Raw genomic sequence first — 15,563 nt, forward strand, 5'->3', positions numbered from 1 at the left:
AGGCGCTCAGCCCTCGCGGTGATCGCGCCGGTCGTGACGGTCGCGGCGGTCCTCACCGTGCCGGTCGTGGCGGTCCTCAGGGTGCCGGTCGCGGCGGTCGCGGCCGTCGTCCAGGGCGCCGCGGAGCAGGTCCTTGTGGCCCTCCAGCATCCTGCGGTGGGCGTCCTGGAGGTCGTCCCGGTAGGAGGCGTGCAGGTCCTTCATGGCCTGCTTGCGGTCCAGCTTCTCCTGGCGCCGCTCCTCCTTCAGCCGCTGCCGCTCCGCCCTGGTCTGCTTGCGCTCCACGCCGACCCCGCCCCAGAAGGCGAACCCGGTCAGGATCACGCGCGGGGCACCCGGGTCCCCCGGCACGCCCTCCTGGCTGTGGTCGAAACCGCCCATGATCCCGATGCCACGGACGACCACCTCGATGCCGGGCGGCACGATCACGTTGACCCCGCCCATGATCGCCACGCAGTTGAGGACGGTCTCGCGGTCGGCGAAGTCCGCCTCGCGCAGGTCGATCTCGCCGCCGCCCCAGAACGCGAAGGACGTGAACTTCCTCGGCACCCGCCAGCGCCCCTTGCGCTGGAACCCGGACAGCACCGCCACCGCCCACGTCGAGGACCCCTCGCCGCCGGTGATCCGCCCCGCCCAGTCGCCCTGTCCCGCCGGCTCCTTGGTCATCGACACCTTCGGCGCCGACGCCGGCGCACCGACCGGCAGATCCTTGGTGATCGGCGCCAGCTCCCCGTAGGTACGGGCCGCGTAGGTGGCGTCCAGCCGCTCCTCGAACTCCGCCATGTCCAGCCGCCCCTCCGCGAGGGCGTCCCGCAGGACTTCGGCGACCCGTTCACGGTCGGCGTCGGAGGCGCGGAGTTCCGGTGCGTCGTCGGTCATACGTTCAGCCTACGAGTTCGCCGTCACCGGCACTACGCCCAAAGAGCCGCACCGACGGCACAGTTCACCCGACGGCACAGTTCACCGGCACTGTGCCCGAAGAGCCGCACCGGCGACCCGGTCCGCCCGGGGGCCCGCCGCGGACGACAGGCCTCACGTCCCCGCCCGCTCCGCGTACATCTTCGCGATCACGGCCTCGATGTCCGGCTCCCGCACCGACAGATCCACCAGCGGGTACGCGGACGCGATCGACGACACCAGGCCGGCCGCCGACGCGGAGGCCGGGAACGCCAGCCACTGCCGCGGCCCCTCCACCCGCACCACCCGGGCCGGGGGCGCCACCTCGATCGGCGGCAGCTCCCGCTCCAGGTCGACGACGAGGGTCCGCTCGCTCTCGCCGGCCTCGTGCAGCCCGGTCAGCGGGCCGTCGTACATCAGCCGGCCGTGGTCGATCACCATCACCCGGGAACAGAGCTGCTCGATGTCCTGGAGGTCGTGCGTCGTCAGCAGCACCGTGGTGCCGCGCTCGGCGTTCAGGTCCCGCAGGAAGCCGCGGACCTTCGCCTTGGAGACGACGTCCAGGCCGATGGTCGGCTCGTCCAGGTACAGCACCTCGGGGTCGTGCAGCAGGGCCGCCGCGATGTCGCCGCGCATCCGCTGCCCCAGCGACAGCTGCCGCACCGGCACGTCGAGCAGGTCACCGAGTCGGAGCAGGTCGACACAGCGGTCCAGGTTGGCGCGGTAGCGGGCGTCCGGGATGCGGTACATGCGGTGCATCAGCCGGTAGGAGTCGATCAGCGGCAGATCCCACCAGAGCGTCGTGCGCTGCCCGAAGACGACGCCGATCCGCCGCGCGAGGCGGGTCCGCTCCCGCGCCGGGTCGATGCCCGCCACCCGCAGCCGGCCGCCGCTCGGCGTGAGGATGCCGGTGAGCATCTTGATCGTCGTGGACTTCCCGGCACCGTTCGGGCCGATGTAGCCGACCATCTCGCCGCGCGCCACCGTGAACGACAGCCCGTCCACCGCCCGCACCTCACGGCGCTCACGGCGCAGGAACCCCGTTTTCTTCCGTACGTCGAAGACCTTCTCCACGCCGTCCAGCCGGATGAAGTCCTCGTCACGGCCCTCGCGGTCGTCCGTCACCGTCATCTCCTCAGCTCCCTGTACTCCGGTACGAACGCAGCCCCGCCCGCCACGCCACGCCCGCCAGCGCGCAGCACGCCACCGCCACCAGCGGCGGCGCGAACGCCGCCCACGAGGGCAGGTCCAGCGGGTAGGGCCGCTCCAGGACGTAGCAGGCGGGGATCCAGTTGACGAAGGCCAGCGGCAGCACGAACGTCACCCCGCGCACCATCTCCTGCGCGAACACCGCCGGCGGATACTGGAGCAGCGTCGCCCCGCCGTAGGTGAACGCGTTCTGCACCTCCGACGCCTCCTGCGCCACGAACTGGAACGCCGCCCCCGCCACGAACACCGCGCAGAAGATCGCACCCCCGCTGACCAGCATCACCGGCATCAGCAGCAGCTTCAGCGGCGTCCAGTCGACGTCCAGGGCGTGCAGCCCATAGCTCAGCACCAGGACGCCCTGCGCCACCCGGCCCAGCCGGCGCAGCGCGAACCGGTCGGCGGCCACCTGCGCGAGCACCGGCGCCGGGCGCACCAGCAGCGTGTCCAGCGTGCCGTCCCGCACCCGGTGCCCGAGCCGCTCCATCGAGCCGATCGCCAGGTCCGCCAGCCCGAACGACACCCCGCACAGGCCGTACAGGAACGCGATCTCCGGCAGCGACCAGCCGCCCAGCGCGTCGACCCGGGAGAACATCAGCAGGATCGCCGCGAAGTCCAGCGCGGTCACCGCGAAGTTCCCGAACGTCGTCATCGCGAACGACGCCCGGTAGGCCATCGTGGAGCGGATCCACATGCCGGCGATCAGTCCGTACGTCCGCAGGGCGAGGAGGACCCGGCCGCCGTGCTCCTCAGCCACCCTGCACCACCACCCGGCGGGTCGCCGCCGACTGAAGCAGCCGTCCGGCCGCCAGCAGCACCACCGCCCAGCCCGCCTGGAAGGCGAAGACACCGAGCGGGTCGGCCTCGCCCAGCAGCACGTCGGCCGGCGCCTGGAGCAGCGACGACCACGGCAGCAGCCGTACGGCCTCGCCGAACGCGCCCGGGAAGACGTTCAGCGGCAGCATCAGACCCGAGCAGAACAGCCCCGCCAGCGCCCCGATCTGCACCACACCCGCCCCGTCGAGCAGCCAGAACGTCGACACCGCCAGCAGGAACCGGATGCCGTAGCCGACCACCATCGCCAGCACCACCGCGACCAGGAACGCCACCCACGTCGACACCCGACCGGGCAGGCTCACCGGGAAGAACAGGCACCCGAACGCGAACGGCACCACGCCCCGCCCCAGCAACTGGAAGAGCGCCCGCCCCAGATCCGCCGCCAGCCACCACAGCTGGAGGTCGGCGGGACGGTAGAGATCGATCGCGATGTCACCCGTCCGGATGCGTTCCATCAGTTCGTTCTCGACGCCGCCGCCCCCGATGGCGAGCGTCGAGAGCAGCGCCTGCCCCACCCACACATAGGTGACGGCCTGCGCCTCGTCGTAGCCGCCCAGGCCCGGCCGCTCGTCCCACAGCGCCAGGTAGGTGTAGACCAGGATCAGTCCGAAGACGGTATTGGTGAAGACGCCCGCCGCCGTGGCCGCGCGATACGTCGCGTACCTGCGGAAACCACTCGCGACGACGGCCACGTACACCCGCCCCGCACCCACGCTCCACCCCTTACCCGCCGCACGGCACCGAAGCGCGGGAGCCTAGTACCGGGCGGGTGCGCCGTGCCACGGATTTTCCGCGACACGGCCCGGGGTGAGGGAACTGAACCACGGATGGGACAGTCTTCTTCTCAGGACACACAGAGCACAGAGTGCTCACAGCACCCACAGCGCACCAATGCCGCCGAAGGCGTACGGACACGGCGCACGGACACGACGTACGGACACGGCGCACGACGCACCGCATCACCACAGGAGCCACAGGCACACCATGAGCGACGAGCCGGAGCCGACACCGCAGACCCCGGGCTGGGCACGCAGCCAGGGCCCGAACAAGCCGGGCCCCGCCGACGGCGGACCGAAGCGCCCCCGGCGCACCGGCTGGCGCCGCCTGGTCCCCACCTGGCGCATGACGCTCGGCGGTGTGCTGACCCTCGCCGTGCTCGTGGTCGGCGGCTTCTTCCTCGGCTACTCGCTGGTGAAGATCCCGTCGGCCAACGCCATGGCCACCAAGCAGAGCAACGTCTACCTGTACGCCGACGGCACCGTCCTCGCCCGCGACGGCAAGGTCAACCGCGAGAGCGTCGGCCTCTCCGGCATCTCCAAGGACGCCCAGCACGCCGTCCTCGCCGCGGAGGACCGCGACTTCTACACCGAGTCCGCGATCGACCCGCAGGCCATGATCCGGGCCGGCTGGAACACCGTCACCGGCAAGGGCAAGCAGTCCGGCTCGACCATCACCCAGCAGTACGTCAAGAACTACTACCTCGCGCAGGAGCAGACCGTCACGCGCAAGGTCAAGGAGTTCTTCATCTCGATCAAGCTCGACCGGGAGAAGAGCAAGGACGAGATCCTGGAGGGCTACCTCAACACCAGCTTCTTCGGCCGCAACGCCTACGGCATCCAGGCCGCCGCCCAGGCCTACTACGGCAAGGACGCCGCCGACCTCGACCCGGCCCGCGGCGCCTACCTCGCCTCGCTCCTGAACGCCCCCAGCGAGTACGACGTCGTCGCCCACCCGGAGAACGCGGGCGCCGCGAAGGCCCGCTGGAACTACGTCCTGGACGGCATGGTCGACAAGGGCTGGCTCAGCGCCTCGGAGCGGGCCGGCATGAAGTTCCCCAAGCCGAAGGAGTCCAGCACCTCCACCGGCTTCTCCGGCCAGCGCGGCTACGTCGTCTCCATCGTCAAGGACCAGCTCATCCAGAACGACATCGTCGCCGAGGAGGAACTGGACCGGGGCGGCTACCGCATCACCACCACGCTCCAGAAGGACAAGCAGGACGCCTTCGTCAAGGCCGTCGACGACAAGCTGATGTCCAGGCTCGACAAGGAGAGCCGCAAGGTCGACGGCTACGTCCGGGCCGGCGGCGCCTCCGTCGACCCCAAGACCGGCAAGGTCGTCGCCATGTACAACGGCGTCGACTACGTGAAGCAGTACACGCCGAACGCCACCCGCCGCGACTTCCAGGTCGGCTCCACGTTCAAGCCGTTCGTCCTCGCCTCGGCCGTGGAGAACGGCTCCACCACCCAGGACGGCCGCCGCATCACCCCGAACGCCGTCTACGACGGCACCAACAAGCGCGCCGTCCAGGGCTGGAGCGGCGGGCGGTACGCCCCCGAGAACGAGGACCAGACCTCCTACGGCCAGATCACCGTCCGCGAGGCCACCGACAAGTCCGTCAACGCGGTGTACGCCCAGATGGCCGTCGACGTCGGCTCCGACAAGGTCAAGGACACCGCCGTCGGCCTCGGGCTGCCCGCCGACACCCCCGACCTGGTCGAGAGCCCGTCCATCGCGCTCGGCGTCGCCCAGGCCAGCGTCCTCGACATGGCCGAGGCGTACGCCACGCTCGCCAACCACGGCCGGCACGGCACGTACACGCTGATCGAGAAGGTCGTGAAGGACGGCGACCAGAAGGTCGAGCTGCCCGGCCGCAAGGAGAAGCAGGCGATCAGCCGCGAGGCCGCCGACACCACCACCTCCGTGCTGCGCAGCGTCGTGCAGAAGGGCACCGCGACCGCCGCGCAGGCCGCCGGGCGGCCCGCCGCGGGCAAGACCGGCACCGCCGAGGAGGACACGGCCGCCTGGTTCGCCGGCTACACCCCCGAGCTGGCCACCGTCGTCGCCGTGATGGGCCAGGACCCCGAGACCGCCGCGCACAAGTCGCTCTACGGCGCGACCGGCCTCGCCCGGATCAACGGCGGTGGCGCGCCCGCGGAGATCTGGGGCCAGTACACGCAGCAGGCCCTGGAGGGCGAGCCGGTCACCGACTTCGACCTGAACCTCCAGCGCGGCGCGTCCGAGGCCGAGGCGCCGTCCACCGACCCGTCGGCCAGTTCGTCCGCCTCGGGCTCGCCCAGCGGTGACGACAGCGGCGCTCCGGACGCCCCGGAGACCGGCGACTCCTCCCCCGGCTCCACCGCGGGCGTCACCCCGCCCGACACGGGGGACACGCCCGGCGACACGGCCGGCACCGAGACGGGCGGCGGCGGGGAGACCGGCGGCGACGACGGCAGCGGCGGCGGTGACACCGGGACCGGGGACGGCACGCCGCCGGGCGACGGGCCGACGGACGACGGGAGCGGGGACGACTCGTCGGGCTGGCCGTTCCCGGGCGTGACGCGCCCCGGTGAGTGACCCGGTGAAGTGAGGCCGGAGAAGCGCCCCGGTCAGTGACCGGAGGTCGCCTTGAGGCCCACCACGGCGACCAGCAGCAGGCAGACGAAGAAGATCCGGGCGGCGGTCACCGGCTCACCCAGTACGACCATGCCGAGCACCGCCGCTCCGGCCGCGCCGATCCCGACCCACACGCCGTAGGCCGTACCGATGGGCAGCGAGCGGGCCGCGTAGGACAGCAGCAGCATGCTGGCGACGATCCCGGCGCCCGTGAACAGGGACGGGACGAGACGGGTGAAGCCCTCGCTGTACTTCATCCCGATCGACCAGCCGACCTCCAGCAGACCGGCGACGATCAACAGGACCCAGGCCATGACGGCACCTCCGAAGCAAAGGGGAAACGGGGGTGCGTCGTCTTTGCGTGACCCGGTACGGCGCGTCTCGTCGGGATGTCTCCCAAGCTAGCAAAAGAAAGCCGCAGGGGCTGGTGACCATGGTCACCAGCCCCTGCGGCCTCCGTGCGGTGTCACAGATACAGACCGGTGGAGTCCTCCGACCCCTCGAAGCGGTCGGCCGCCACGGCGTGCAGATCGCGTTCGCGCATCAGTACGTAGCCCACGCCCCGCACCTCGACCTCGGCCCGGTCCTCCGGGTCGAACAGCACCCGGTCGCCGGGCTCCACGGTCCGGACGTTCTGCCCCACCGCGACGACCGCGGCCCAGGCCAGCCGCTTGCCGACGGCCGCTGTCGCGGGGATCAGGATGCCGCCCCCGGAACGCCGCTCGCCCTCGCCGGCGTCCTGCCGCACGAGCACGCGGTCGTGCAGCATCCGGATGGGCAGCTTGTCGTCCTGGGTGCTGTGGTCGTTTCTCTTGGCGCTCACGGCCCTGAACCTACCTGCTCCTGGTCAGCGCCCGCGTCGCCGGGTGCCGAGGGCGACCAGCCCCACCACCGAGACGACCACGAGCGCGACGGGCACGATCCGCTCCAGCCGGGGCGCGCCCTGCTCATCGACGAACCGTCCCCTGACATCACTCACGGCCCGGTTCACCTGCACGTACGCGCGCCCGAGCGTCTGGTCGACGCTCGACGCGACCTTGGCCTTCGCGTCGCCCACGATCGTCTTCGGGTGCACCCGCACCCCGATCTCGTCGAGCGTCTCGGCCAGCACCTCGCGGCGGCGCCTGATGTCCGCCTCGATCTGCGCCGGGGTTCTCGTGTCCGACGTGTCCGCCACCGTACGGCCTCCGATGTGAAGCTGATGCTGTCCTGTTTGCCTTCCGGACAGTCTGTCAGCTCTGCGGCCGACCGCACCGTCAGGACCCCCGGTTACGCTGTTCCGATGAGCGAGCGACTCCAGCCCGGGGACACCGCCCCCGCCTTCACCCTCCAGGACGCCGACGGCAACGAGGTCTCCCTGGCCGACCACAAGGGCCGCAAGGTCATCGTCTACTTCTACCCCGCAGCCCTTACCCCCGGCTGCACGAAGCAGGCGTGCGACTTCACGGACAACCTCGACCTGCTGGCCGGCGCGGGGTACGACGTGCTCGGCATCTCCCCCGACCGGCCCGAGAAGCTGGCCAAGTTCCGCGAGACGGAGTCCCTGAAGGTCACCCTCCTCGCCGACCCGGACAAGTCCGTCCTCGACGCCTACGGCGCGTTCGGCGAGAAGAAGAACTACGGCAAGACGTACATGGGCGTCATCCGCTCCACGATCGTGGTCGACGAGGAGGGCAAGGTGGAACGGGCCCTGTACAACGTCCGCGCCACAGGCCACGTCGCCAAGATCATCAAGGATCTGGGGATCTGAGGACGCTGCCCGGCCAGTAGCATGGCCGGGCAGTGCAGCGAGCGGCCGTGGTGGAATTGGCAGTCACGCTGGGTTTAGGTCCCAGTGGGGTAACTCCCGTGAGGGTTCGAGTCCCTCCGGCCGCACCAGTTCTCTTTCCGTCCGTCAGCCCAACAGCTCCCGCACCACCGGCACCAGCCCCCGGAATGCCTTTCCGCGGTGGCTGATCGCGTTCTTCTCGTCCGGGGTCAGTTCCGCGCAGGTCCGTGTCTCGCCGTCCGGCTGGAGGATCGGGTCGTAGCCGAAGCCGTGGGTGCCTGCGGGGGTGTGGCGGAGGGTGCCGGTCAGGCGGCCCTCGACCACGCGTTCCGTGCCGTCGGGGAGGGCCAGGGCCGCGGCGCAGGCGAAGTACGCGCCGCGGTGCTCGTCGGCGATGTCGCCGAGCTGGGCGAGGAGGAGGTCCAGGTTGGCCCGGTCGTCGCCGTGGCGGCCGGCCCAGCGGGCGGAGAAGATGCCGGGCGCGCCGTTCATGACGTCGACGCAGAGGCCGGAGTCGTCGGCGACGGCGGGCAGGCCGGTGGCCTGCGCGAGGGCGTGCGCCTTGAGCAGGGCGTTCTCGGCGAAGGTGACGCCGGTCTCCTTGACGTCGGGGATGTCGGGGTAGGCGTCGGTGCCGACCAGTTCGTGCGGGAGGCCGGCCGCGCCCAGGATGGCGCGGAGTTCGGTGATCTTTCCGGCGTTGCGGGTGGCGAGGATCAGGCGGGTCATGGGGTCCAGTATGTCGTCCGGTGACCCGCCTCCCTCGCGCGCCGGCTACGGCGTGCAGACCTTCGTCAGTTCGCCCGCCGCGTCGGTGACCGGGCTGATGTCGGGGGTCGCGTCGCCGTTCTCGACGGAGGTGCGGACGTTGTCGACGGCCTTGCCGAGGTCGTCCACGGCCTTGTTGACGTCGGCGTTGTCGGTCCTGTCGCCGATCTTGTCCAGGTTCTTGTCGATGGTGGTCAACGACTCCTCCAACTGCGTGGGGTCGTTCCCCGCGGCCTCGACGGCCTGCTGGAGCGCGGTGACGCTGTCGGCGATGGCGTCGGCCGTCTGGACGCAGTCCAGTGCCTTGTCGACGGCGTCGCAGCCGGTGGTCAGACCGGTGGTCAGGCCGACGGCGGCCACGGCGGCCACGGCGAGTGCGGTGCGGCGACGGCTTCGGCGTCGGGTCGCGGCCATGAGTACGGTCCTCCCCTTGGGACAGGGCCGCGGGACCGGCCCCCTGTGCGGTGCGCCGGACGTACGGCGGTGAAGCCGTACGTCCGTACCTCTAGTGACGCGGCGGAGGGCGGCACAGTTGCGTGCGGGGGCCGCCGTTCTTGGTGCGGTCTTTACCTTTCGAGGACCGTCGACAGGGCCTTGCGCTGGAGGTCGGCGAGTTCGGCGCACCCGGCGGTGGCGAGGTCGAGGAGGGTGTTCAGCTCGTCGCGGGCGAAGGGCTCGGCCTCGGCGGTGCCCTGCACCTCGACGAAGCGGCCGTCGCCGGTGCAGACGACGTTCATGTCGGTGTCGGCGCGGACGTCCTCCTCGTAGCGCAGGTCGAGCAGGGGGGTGCCGCCGACGATGCCGACGGAGACGGCCGAGACGGTGCCGACGAGGGGCTTGCGGCTGGGGCGGATCAGCTTGTTGGCCTGGCCCCAGGTGATGGCGTCGGCCAGGGCGACGTAGGCGCCGGTGATGGCGGCGGTGCGGGTGCCGCCGTCGGCCTGGAGGACGTCGCAGTCCAGGACGATCGTCGTCTCGCCGAGGGCCTTGTAGTCGATCACCGCGCGCAGCGAGCGGCCGATGAGCCGGCTGATCTCGTGGGTGCGGCCGCCGATGCGGCCCTTGACCGACTCGCGGTCGCCGCGGGTGTTGGTGGCGCGGGGCAGCATGGCGTACTCGGCGGTGACCCAGCCCTCACCGCTGCCCTTGCGCCAGCGGGGAACGCCTTCGGTGACGGAGGCGGTGCAGAGGACTTTGGTGTCGCCGAAGGAGACGAGGACGGAGCCCTCGGCGTGCTTGCTCCAGCCGCGTTCGATGGTGACGGGGCGGAGCTGGTCGGGCGTGCGGCCGTCGATGCGTGACATGCGGGTGAGCCTAGCGGCCCGGCGGGATGCGGAGGGGGCCCCTCCCATGCCGGGAGGAGCCCCCTCGGGCCCGGTGGGCACAGGATGTGCGCCGGGCTCACATCATGTCTTCGATCTCCGCGGCGATCGGGTCGGCGTCCGTGCCGATGACGACCTGGATCGCGGTGCCCATCTTGACGACGCCGTGGGCGCCGGCGGCCTTGAGGGCGGCTTCGTTCACCAGGGAGGGGTCGTTGACCTCGGTGCGCAGGCGCGTGATGCAGCCTTCGATCTCGTCGATGTTGCCGATGCCGCCGAGCCCGGCGACGATCTTCTCAGCCTTGGTGGCCATGTTCCTTCTCCCTGATCCGAACCGCTTTGTCGCAGTAACGCACGCCCGGCCCGCTTCCGCGAGCTTCTCCGTCCGTCAGCTGGTCTACACCTTACGGTTCACCAGCGTCCAGGATCGGTGCGGTGCCGGTGCTCCGGGGTGCGGGCGGAATTGTGGGTTCCTTATGTCGCCTACACCGTGTTAAAACAGGTCCGCACCACTGAGTGGTGTAGACCACCACCCGTGTTGGAGGAACCACGATGAGCACCGCCACCGCTTCGGCGGCTCCCGCGAGGAAGCGGGGACAGGGCCTGTTGCAGGGCCTGCAGAAGATCGGCCGCAGCCTGCAGCTCCCGATCGCCGTTCTGCCGGCGGCGGGCATCATGGTCCGGCTCGGCCAGGACGACATCTTCGGCAAGGACGGCCTGGGCTGGGACAGGGTCGCCGCGGTCTTCAACAACGCGGGCAGCGCGCTGACCGGTTCCCTGCCGCTCCTGTTCTGCATAGGCGTGGCCATCGGCTTCGCCAAGAAGGCCGACGGCTCCACCGCCCTGGCCGCACTCGTCGGCTTCCTGGTGTACAGCAAGGTCCTCCAGGCTTTCCCGGTCACCGAGGCGGTGGTCAAGAAGGGCGCGGACACCGCCGCGACGTACAACGATCCCGGTGTCCTCGGCGGCATCATCATGGGTCTGCTGGCCGCCGTGTTGTGGCAGCGGTACCACCGCAAGAAGCTGGTGGACTGGCTCGGCTTCTTCAACGGCCGCCGGCTGGTGCCGATCATCATGGCTTTCGTCGGCATCGTCATGGGTGTCTTCTTCGGGCTGGTGTGGGAGCCGATCGGCGACGCCATCGCGAACTTCGGCGAGTGGATGACGGGGCTGGGCGCGGGCGGCGCGGCGCTGTTCGGCGCGGTGAACCGCGGGCTGATCCCGATCGGCATGCACCAGTTCGTGAACACGGTGGCCTGGTTCCAGCTCGGCGAGTTCAAGGAAGCCTCCGGTCACATCGCGCAGGGCGACATCGGCCGCTTCCTGGCCGGTGACCCGTCCGCCGGTCTCTTCCAGTCCGGCTTCTTCCCGATCATGATGTTCGGTCTGCCGGCCGCCGCGATCGCCATCGCGCACTGCGCACGGCCCGAGCGCCGCAAGGCCGTGATGGGCATGATGGTCTCGCTGGCGGCGACCTCGTTCGTCACCGGTGTGACCGAGCCGATCGAGTTCTCGTTCATGTTCATCGCGCCGCTCCTGTACGTGCTGCACGCGGTCCTCACGGCCGTCTCCATGGCGGTGACCTGGGGGCTGGGGGTGCACGCCGGCTTCAACTTCTCGGCCGGCTTCATCGATTACGCCCTCAACTGGCATCTGGCGACCAAGCCCTGGCTGATCATCCCGATCGGCCTGGTCTTCGCGGTGATCTACTACGTGACCTTCCGCTTCGCCATCATCAAGTTCGACCTGAAGACCCCGGGCCGCGAGCCCGAGGAGGAGGTCGAGGACCTCACGAAGGCGTGAGACAGCCGCAGCGTGCGCGGAGGCCCCCCGGAACCGTCTGGTTCCGGGGGGCCTTTCCGCGGGTCACGGCGCTCGCGGCTCTCAGATCGCGTACACGGCCCGGGGGGCCGCCACCTCCGTCGGCCCGTCGTACACCGACCGGGCGTCCGCCAGGTTGGTGCGGGGGTCGGTCCACGGCGGGATGTGGGTGAGGACCAGGCGGCGCGCACCGGCGCGGGCGGCGGTCTCGCCCGCCTCGCGGCCGTTGAGGTGGAGGTCGGGGATGTCCTCCTTGCCGTGGGTGAAGGCGGCCTCGCAGAGGAACAGGTCGGTGTCCCGGGCGAGTTCGTCCAGTACGGCGGTGACGCCCGTGTCGCCGGAGTAGGTGAGGGAGCGGCCGCCGTGCTCGACGCGGATGGCGTACGCCTCCACGGGGTGGGCGACGCGCTCGGTGTGCACGGTGAAGGGGCCGATGTCGAAGGTGCCCGGCTTGACCGTGTGGAAGTCGAAGACCTCGCTCATCGACGAGGCGGAGGGGGTGTCGGCGTAGGCGGTGGTGAGCCGGTGCTCGGTGCCCTCGGGGCCGTAGACCGGGAGAGGGGCGCAGCGGCCGCCCTCGAACCGGTAGTAGCGCGCGACGAAGTACGCGCACATGTCGATGCAGTGGTCGGCGTGCAGGTGGCTGAGGAAGATCGCGTCGAGGTCGTAGAGACCGCAGTGGCGCTGCAGCTCGCCCAGGGCGCCGTTGCCCATGTCGAGAAGCAGCCGGAAGCCGTCGGCCTCGACGAGGTAGCTCGAACAGGCCGATTCCGCGGACGGGAACGACCCCGAGCAGCCGACGACGGTGAGCTTCATGGAGCAGAAACCTCCGCTGGCGGATGTGGAGAGACGGGGGTCGTGCGGTTAACCGAGCGTAAGGCGCAAAACCTCCGGTCGCTCCTCCGCCAGGGGCCGTTGTGGGCGAACTCACCTGTGGTGTCACCGGTTCGGCTGGAAGCGGGGCGCATGGGACCGACGAGGGGGCGCGCATATGCGGCGCGCGCCGGTAACGTCGCTCGGTATGAACACGTCCTGGTGGCTCGCGATCGCGGCGCTGGCCGTGCTGGGGTTGGTCGCCGCGCTCGTCGACGGCTGGGGGCGGGGCCGTCGGCCGGCCGGCCGGCGTCGCCCGCCGGCCCGGCCCGGGGAGCGGCCGCGGCCGCGGCCCGCGGAGATCTGGTGGGCGAACGTGCCCTACGAGGAGCGGCGGGGCGGCAAGGACCGGCCCTGTCTGGTGATCTCGGTGCGCGGGCGGCGCGCGGTCGTCGCGAAGATCACGAGCCGTGACCGGGACGGCCGTCACGGGGTGATCGCCCTGCCGCCGGGTTCGGTCGGCGACGCGCGGGGCCGGGCGAGTTTCCTGGAGACCGAGGAACTGCGTGAGGTACCCGTGAGCGACTTCCGCCGCCGGGTGGGAGTGGTGGACCCGGTCCTGTGGGACCGGGTCCGTCACCTCGCCGGGTAGCCGGCCCGGGACCCGGAGCCGGCTGGGGCCTCGGGCCCGGCCGTGGCCGGCCGTGGCCTCAGGCCCAGAGCCGGCCGTGGCCTCAGGCCCAGAGCTGGCCGTGGAGGGTCTCGATGGCCTCTTCCGTGGTGGGTGCCGTGTAGACGCCCGTGGAGAGGTACTTCCAGCCGCCGTCGGCGACGACGAAGACCACGTCCGCGCTCTCGCCTGCCTTGAGCGCCTTGGTGGCGACGCCGATCGCGGCGTGCAGCGCGGCGCCGGTGGAGACGCCCGCGAAGATGCCCTCCTGCTGGAGCAGCTCGCGGGTGCGGGTCACGGCGTCGGCGGAGCCGACCGAGAATCGGGTGGTCAGCACCGAGGCGTCGTACAGCTCCGGCACGAAGCCCTCGTCGAGGTTGCGCAGGCCGTAGACGAGGTCGTCGTAACGGGGCTCGGCCGCGACGATCTTCACGTCGGGCTTGTGCTCGCGCAGGTAGCGGCCGACGCCCATGAGGGTGCCGGTCGTGCCGAGGCCGGCCACGAAGTGGGTGACGGAGGGGAGGTCGGCGAGGATCTCGGGGCCGGTGCCGGCGTAGTGCGCGCCGGCGTTGTCCGGGTTGCCGTACTGGTAGAGCATCACCCAGTCCGGGTGCTCGGCACCGAGTTCCTTGGCGACCCGTACGGCGGTGTTGGAGCCGCCCGCCGCCGGGGAGGAGATGATCTCCGCGCCCCACATGGCGAGCAGGTCGCGCCGCTCCTGGGAGGTGTTCTCCGGCATGACGCAGACCATGCGGTAGCCCTTGAGCCTGGCCGCCATGGCGAGCGAGATGCCGGTGTTGCCGCTGGTCGGTTCCAGGATCGTGCAGCCGGGGGTGAGCCGGCCGTCCTTCTCCGCCCGCTCGATCATGTGCAGGGCCGGGCGGTCCTTGATCGAGCCGGTGGGGTTGCGGTCCTCCAGCTTGGCCCAGATCGAGACGTCGGCGGAGGGCGACAGCCGCGGCAGGCGCACCAGTGGGGTGTTGCCCACCGCGGCCAGCGGAGAGTCGTAGCGCATGCCTATCAGGCCATACCGCCGGCCACGGCCGGCAGGATCGTCACGCTGTCGCCGTCGCTCAGCTTGGTGTTGATGCCGTCGAGGAAGCGGACGTCCTCGTCGTTGAGGTACACGTTGACGAAGCGGCGCAGCCGGCCGTCGTCGACAACGCGGCCCTGGATGCCCGTGTGCCGGGTGTCGAGGTCGGCGAGGAGCGCGGCGAGGGTCTCTCCGTTGCCCTCCACCGCCTTCTGACCGTCGGTGTACGTGCGGAGGATGGTCGGGATGCGGACCTCGATGGCCATGGCTCAGGGCTCCTGTCAGGAAGTGTGGTCGGTTCTCTGGGCGCGCGGTCGGGCGCCGCGGCTCACGGCCGTACGGCGGCAGGGGGCAGCGTCAACAGATGGCGCTGGCGAGCCTGCACAGGTCGACGTGCAGCCGCGCCACGAGCAGCGTGCCCGGCGTCCTCAAGCTCACGTCGTGGAAAACCATGGGGTCATCGTATCGATTCCCGGTCCGGGTCCTGGAATGTGATCTCATCCTGCGGACGATGTTCATCCGCAGTGCGAGACCGCCCGGTCCGGACCGTCAAGTCCGGACCGCCTACGCCGGGACCACCTGGACCTCCTCCTCCGTGACCTCTCCCGCCACGATGCGGTAGGAGCGGAACTGGAAGTCGCCGGCGCCGTCGGTGTCGGCGGTGGAGACCAGCACGTAGTGGGCGCCGGGCTCGTTGGCGTAGGTGATGTCGGTGCGCGAGGGGTATGCCTCGGTCGCCGTGTGGGAGTGGTAGATCACCACCGGCTCCTCGTCGCGGTCGTCCATCTCGCGGTAGAGCTTGAGCAGGTCCTGCGAGTCGAACTCGTAGAAGGTCGGCGAGCGGGCGGCGTTCAGCATGGGGACGAAGCGCTCGGGGCGGCCCGTGCCCACGGGTCCGGCGACGACGCCGCACGCCTCGTCGGGGTGGTCCTCGCGCGCGTGGGCCACGATCTGGTCGTACAGGGCCTGGGTGAGGGTCAGCATGGGGGTCAGGATAAGCAGACGGGCCCCTCCGTACCGGTGGGTGGTACGGAG

General features: G+C 70.8%; 20 protein-coding genes, 1 tRNA gene and 1 riboswitch. Of the genes, 5 read left to right on the top strand and 16 right to left on the bottom strand.

The genetic code is table 11. The features are described 5' to 3' along the window. Nucleotides 1–6: 6 nt before the first annotated feature. The 4 genes from UW392_RS50850 to UW392_RS50865 form a co-directional block, all read right to left on the bottom strand. Nucleotides 7–879, bottom strand: coding sequence for a DUF1707 domain-containing protein (locus UW392_RS50850; RefSeq protein ID WP_320782223.1), 873 nt, complete (start codon nt 877–879; stop codon nt 7–9). A 153-nt stretch (nt 880–1,032) separates the two neighbouring features. Continuing rightward, the gene (locus tag UW392_RS50855) at nt 1,033–2,028 is read right to left on the bottom strand and encodes an ATP-binding cassette domain-containing protein (RefSeq protein ID WP_320782224.1); all 996 of its coding nucleotides are present in this window, start codon (nt 2,026–2,028) and stop codon (nt 1,033–1,035) included. 4 nt (nt 2,029–2,032) lie between these two features. Further along, the gene (locus UW392_RS50860; RefSeq protein WP_414497545.1) at nt 2,033–2,797 is read right to left on the bottom strand and encodes an ABC transporter permease; all 765 of its coding nucleotides are present in this window, start codon (nt 2,795–2,797) and stop codon (nt 2,033–2,035) included. A 55-nt stretch (nt 2,798–2,852) separates the two neighbouring features. Next, entirely contained in the window at nt 2,853–3,653 is an 801-nt protein-coding gene (locus tag UW392_RS50865) for an ABC transporter permease (RefSeq protein WP_320782226.1), read from the bottom strand. 271 nt (nt 3,654–3,924) lie between these two features. Here UW392_RS50865 and UW392_RS50870 point away from each other — a divergent pair, with 271 nt between their 5' ends. Continuing rightward, nucleotides 3,925–6,294, top strand: a complete 2,370-nt coding sequence (locus tag UW392_RS50870) for a transglycosylase domain-containing protein (protein WP_320782227.1) — start codon at nt 3,925–3,927, stop codon at nt 6,292–6,294. 32 nt (nt 6,295–6,326) lie between these two features. Here the strand turns inward: UW392_RS50870 and UW392_RS50875 are convergent, their stop codons facing one another. The 3 genes from UW392_RS50875 to UW392_RS50885 form a co-directional block, all read right to left on the bottom strand. Further along, nucleotides 6,327–6,647: a DMT family transporter gene (locus UW392_RS50875; RefSeq protein ID WP_320782228.1), complete on the bottom strand. Its 321-nt coding sequence runs from the start codon at nt 6,645–6,647 to the stop codon at nt 6,327–6,329. A 31-nt stretch (nt 6,648–6,678) separates the two neighbouring features. After that, nucleotides 6,679–6,750, bottom strand: a riboswitch (guanidine-III (ykkC-III) riboswitch). Nucleotides 6,751–6,799: 49 nt separating this feature from the next. Further along, the gene (locus UW392_RS50880; protein ID WP_320782229.1) at nt 6,800–7,156 is read right to left on the bottom strand and encodes a co-chaperone GroES; all 357 of its coding nucleotides are present in this window, start codon (nt 7,154–7,156) and stop codon (nt 6,800–6,802) included. 24 nt (nt 7,157–7,180) lie between these two features. Further along, a complete protein-coding gene (locus tag UW392_RS50885; RefSeq protein WP_320782230.1) occupies nt 7,181–7,510 on the bottom strand; it encodes a DUF3618 domain-containing protein in 330 nt (109 codons plus the stop codon). A 105-nt stretch (nt 7,511–7,615) separates the two neighbouring features. Between UW392_RS50885 and bcp the strand changes: the two genes are divergently transcribed. Both bcp and UW392_RS50895 read left to right on the top strand, forming a co-directional pair. Beyond that, a complete protein-coding gene (gene bcp, locus UW392_RS50890; RefSeq protein WP_320782231.1) occupies nt 7,616–8,083 on the top strand; it encodes a thioredoxin-dependent thiol peroxidase in 468 nt (155 codons plus the stop codon). A gap of 41 nt (nt 8,084–8,124) precedes the next feature. Further along, nucleotides 8,125–8,211: transfer RNA gene (locus UW392_RS50895), tRNA-Leu, on the top strand. 16 nt (nt 8,212–8,227) lie between these two features. Here UW392_RS50895 and rdgB read toward each other — a convergent pair. From rdgB to UW392_RS50915, 4 genes are all read right to left on the bottom strand, one after another. Continuing rightward, nucleotides 8,228–8,830, bottom strand: a complete 603-nt coding sequence (gene rdgB, locus UW392_RS50900; protein ID WP_320782232.1) for an RdgB/HAM1 family non-canonical purine NTP pyrophosphatase — start codon at nt 8,828–8,830, stop codon at nt 8,228–8,230. Between the two features lie 45 nt (nt 8,831–8,875). After that, entirely contained in the window at nt 8,876–9,283 is a 408-nt protein-coding gene (locus tag UW392_RS50905) for a hypothetical protein (protein WP_320782233.1), read from the bottom strand. Nucleotides 9,284–9,435: 152 nt separating this feature from the next. Next, complete coding sequence (gene rph / locus UW392_RS50910) at nt 9,436–10,173, bottom strand: ribonuclease PH (protein WP_320782234.1); 738 nt, start codon at nt 10,171–10,173, stop codon at nt 9,436–9,438. 97 nt (nt 10,174–10,270) lie between these two features. After that, complete coding sequence (locus UW392_RS50915) at nt 10,271–10,504, bottom strand: PTS glucose/sucrose transporter subunit IIB (RefSeq protein ID WP_320782235.1); 234 nt, start codon at nt 10,502–10,504, stop codon at nt 10,271–10,273. A 239-nt stretch (nt 10,505–10,743) separates the two neighbouring features. On the opposite strand from UW392_RS50915, the gene UW392_RS50920 reads away from it, so the two are divergent. Next, nucleotides 10,744–11,994: a PTS transporter subunit EIIC gene (locus UW392_RS50920; protein ID WP_320782236.1), complete on the top strand. Its 1,251-nt coding sequence runs from the start codon at nt 10,744–10,746 to the stop codon at nt 11,992–11,994. Nucleotides 11,995–12,075: 81 nt separating this feature from the next. On the opposite strand, the gene UW392_RS50925 is transcribed toward UW392_RS50920, so the two are convergent. Beyond that, on the bottom strand, nt 12,076–12,828 hold the full coding sequence (locus tag UW392_RS50925; RefSeq protein WP_320782237.1) for an MBL fold metallo-hydrolase: 753 nt from the start codon (nt 12,826–12,828) through the stop codon (nt 12,076–12,078). Nucleotides 12,829–13,033: 205 nt separating this feature from the next. On the opposite strand from UW392_RS50925, the gene UW392_RS50930 reads away from it, so the two are divergent. After that, entirely contained in the window at nt 13,034–13,477 is a 444-nt protein-coding gene (locus tag UW392_RS50930; RefSeq protein WP_320782238.1) for a type II toxin-antitoxin system PemK/MazF family toxin, read from the top strand. A gap of 82 nt (nt 13,478–13,559) precedes the next feature. Here UW392_RS50930 and UW392_RS50935 read toward each other — a convergent pair whose 3' ends face one another. The 4 genes from UW392_RS50935 to UW392_RS50950 all read right to left on the bottom strand — a co-directional run bounded on the left by UW392_RS50935 (nt 13,560) and on the right by UW392_RS50950 (nt 15,512). After that, a complete protein-coding gene (locus tag UW392_RS50935) occupies nt 13,560–14,510 on the bottom strand; it encodes a cysteine synthase (RefSeq protein WP_320782239.1) in 951 nt (316 codons plus the stop codon). Nucleotides 14,511–14,515: 5 nt separating this feature from the next. Then, complete coding sequence (locus UW392_RS50940) at nt 14,516–14,794, bottom strand: MoaD/ThiS family protein (RefSeq protein ID WP_320782240.1); 279 nt, start codon at nt 14,792–14,794, stop codon at nt 14,516–14,518. 91 nt (nt 14,795–14,885) lie between these two features. Next, nucleotides 14,886–14,981: a putative leader peptide gene (locus tag UW392_RS50945; protein WP_320782241.1), complete on the bottom strand. Its 96-nt coding sequence runs from the start codon at nt 14,979–14,981 to the stop codon at nt 14,886–14,888. A 111-nt stretch (nt 14,982–15,092) separates the two neighbouring features. Then, nucleotides 15,093–15,512, bottom strand: a complete 420-nt coding sequence (locus tag UW392_RS50950; RefSeq protein ID WP_320782242.1) for a M67 family metallopeptidase — start codon at nt 15,510–15,512, stop codon at nt 15,093–15,095. Between the last annotated feature and the right edge of the window lie 51 nt (nt 15,513–15,563).

The sequence above is a fragment of the Streptomyces sp. CRN 30 genome (assembly GCF_034105845.1).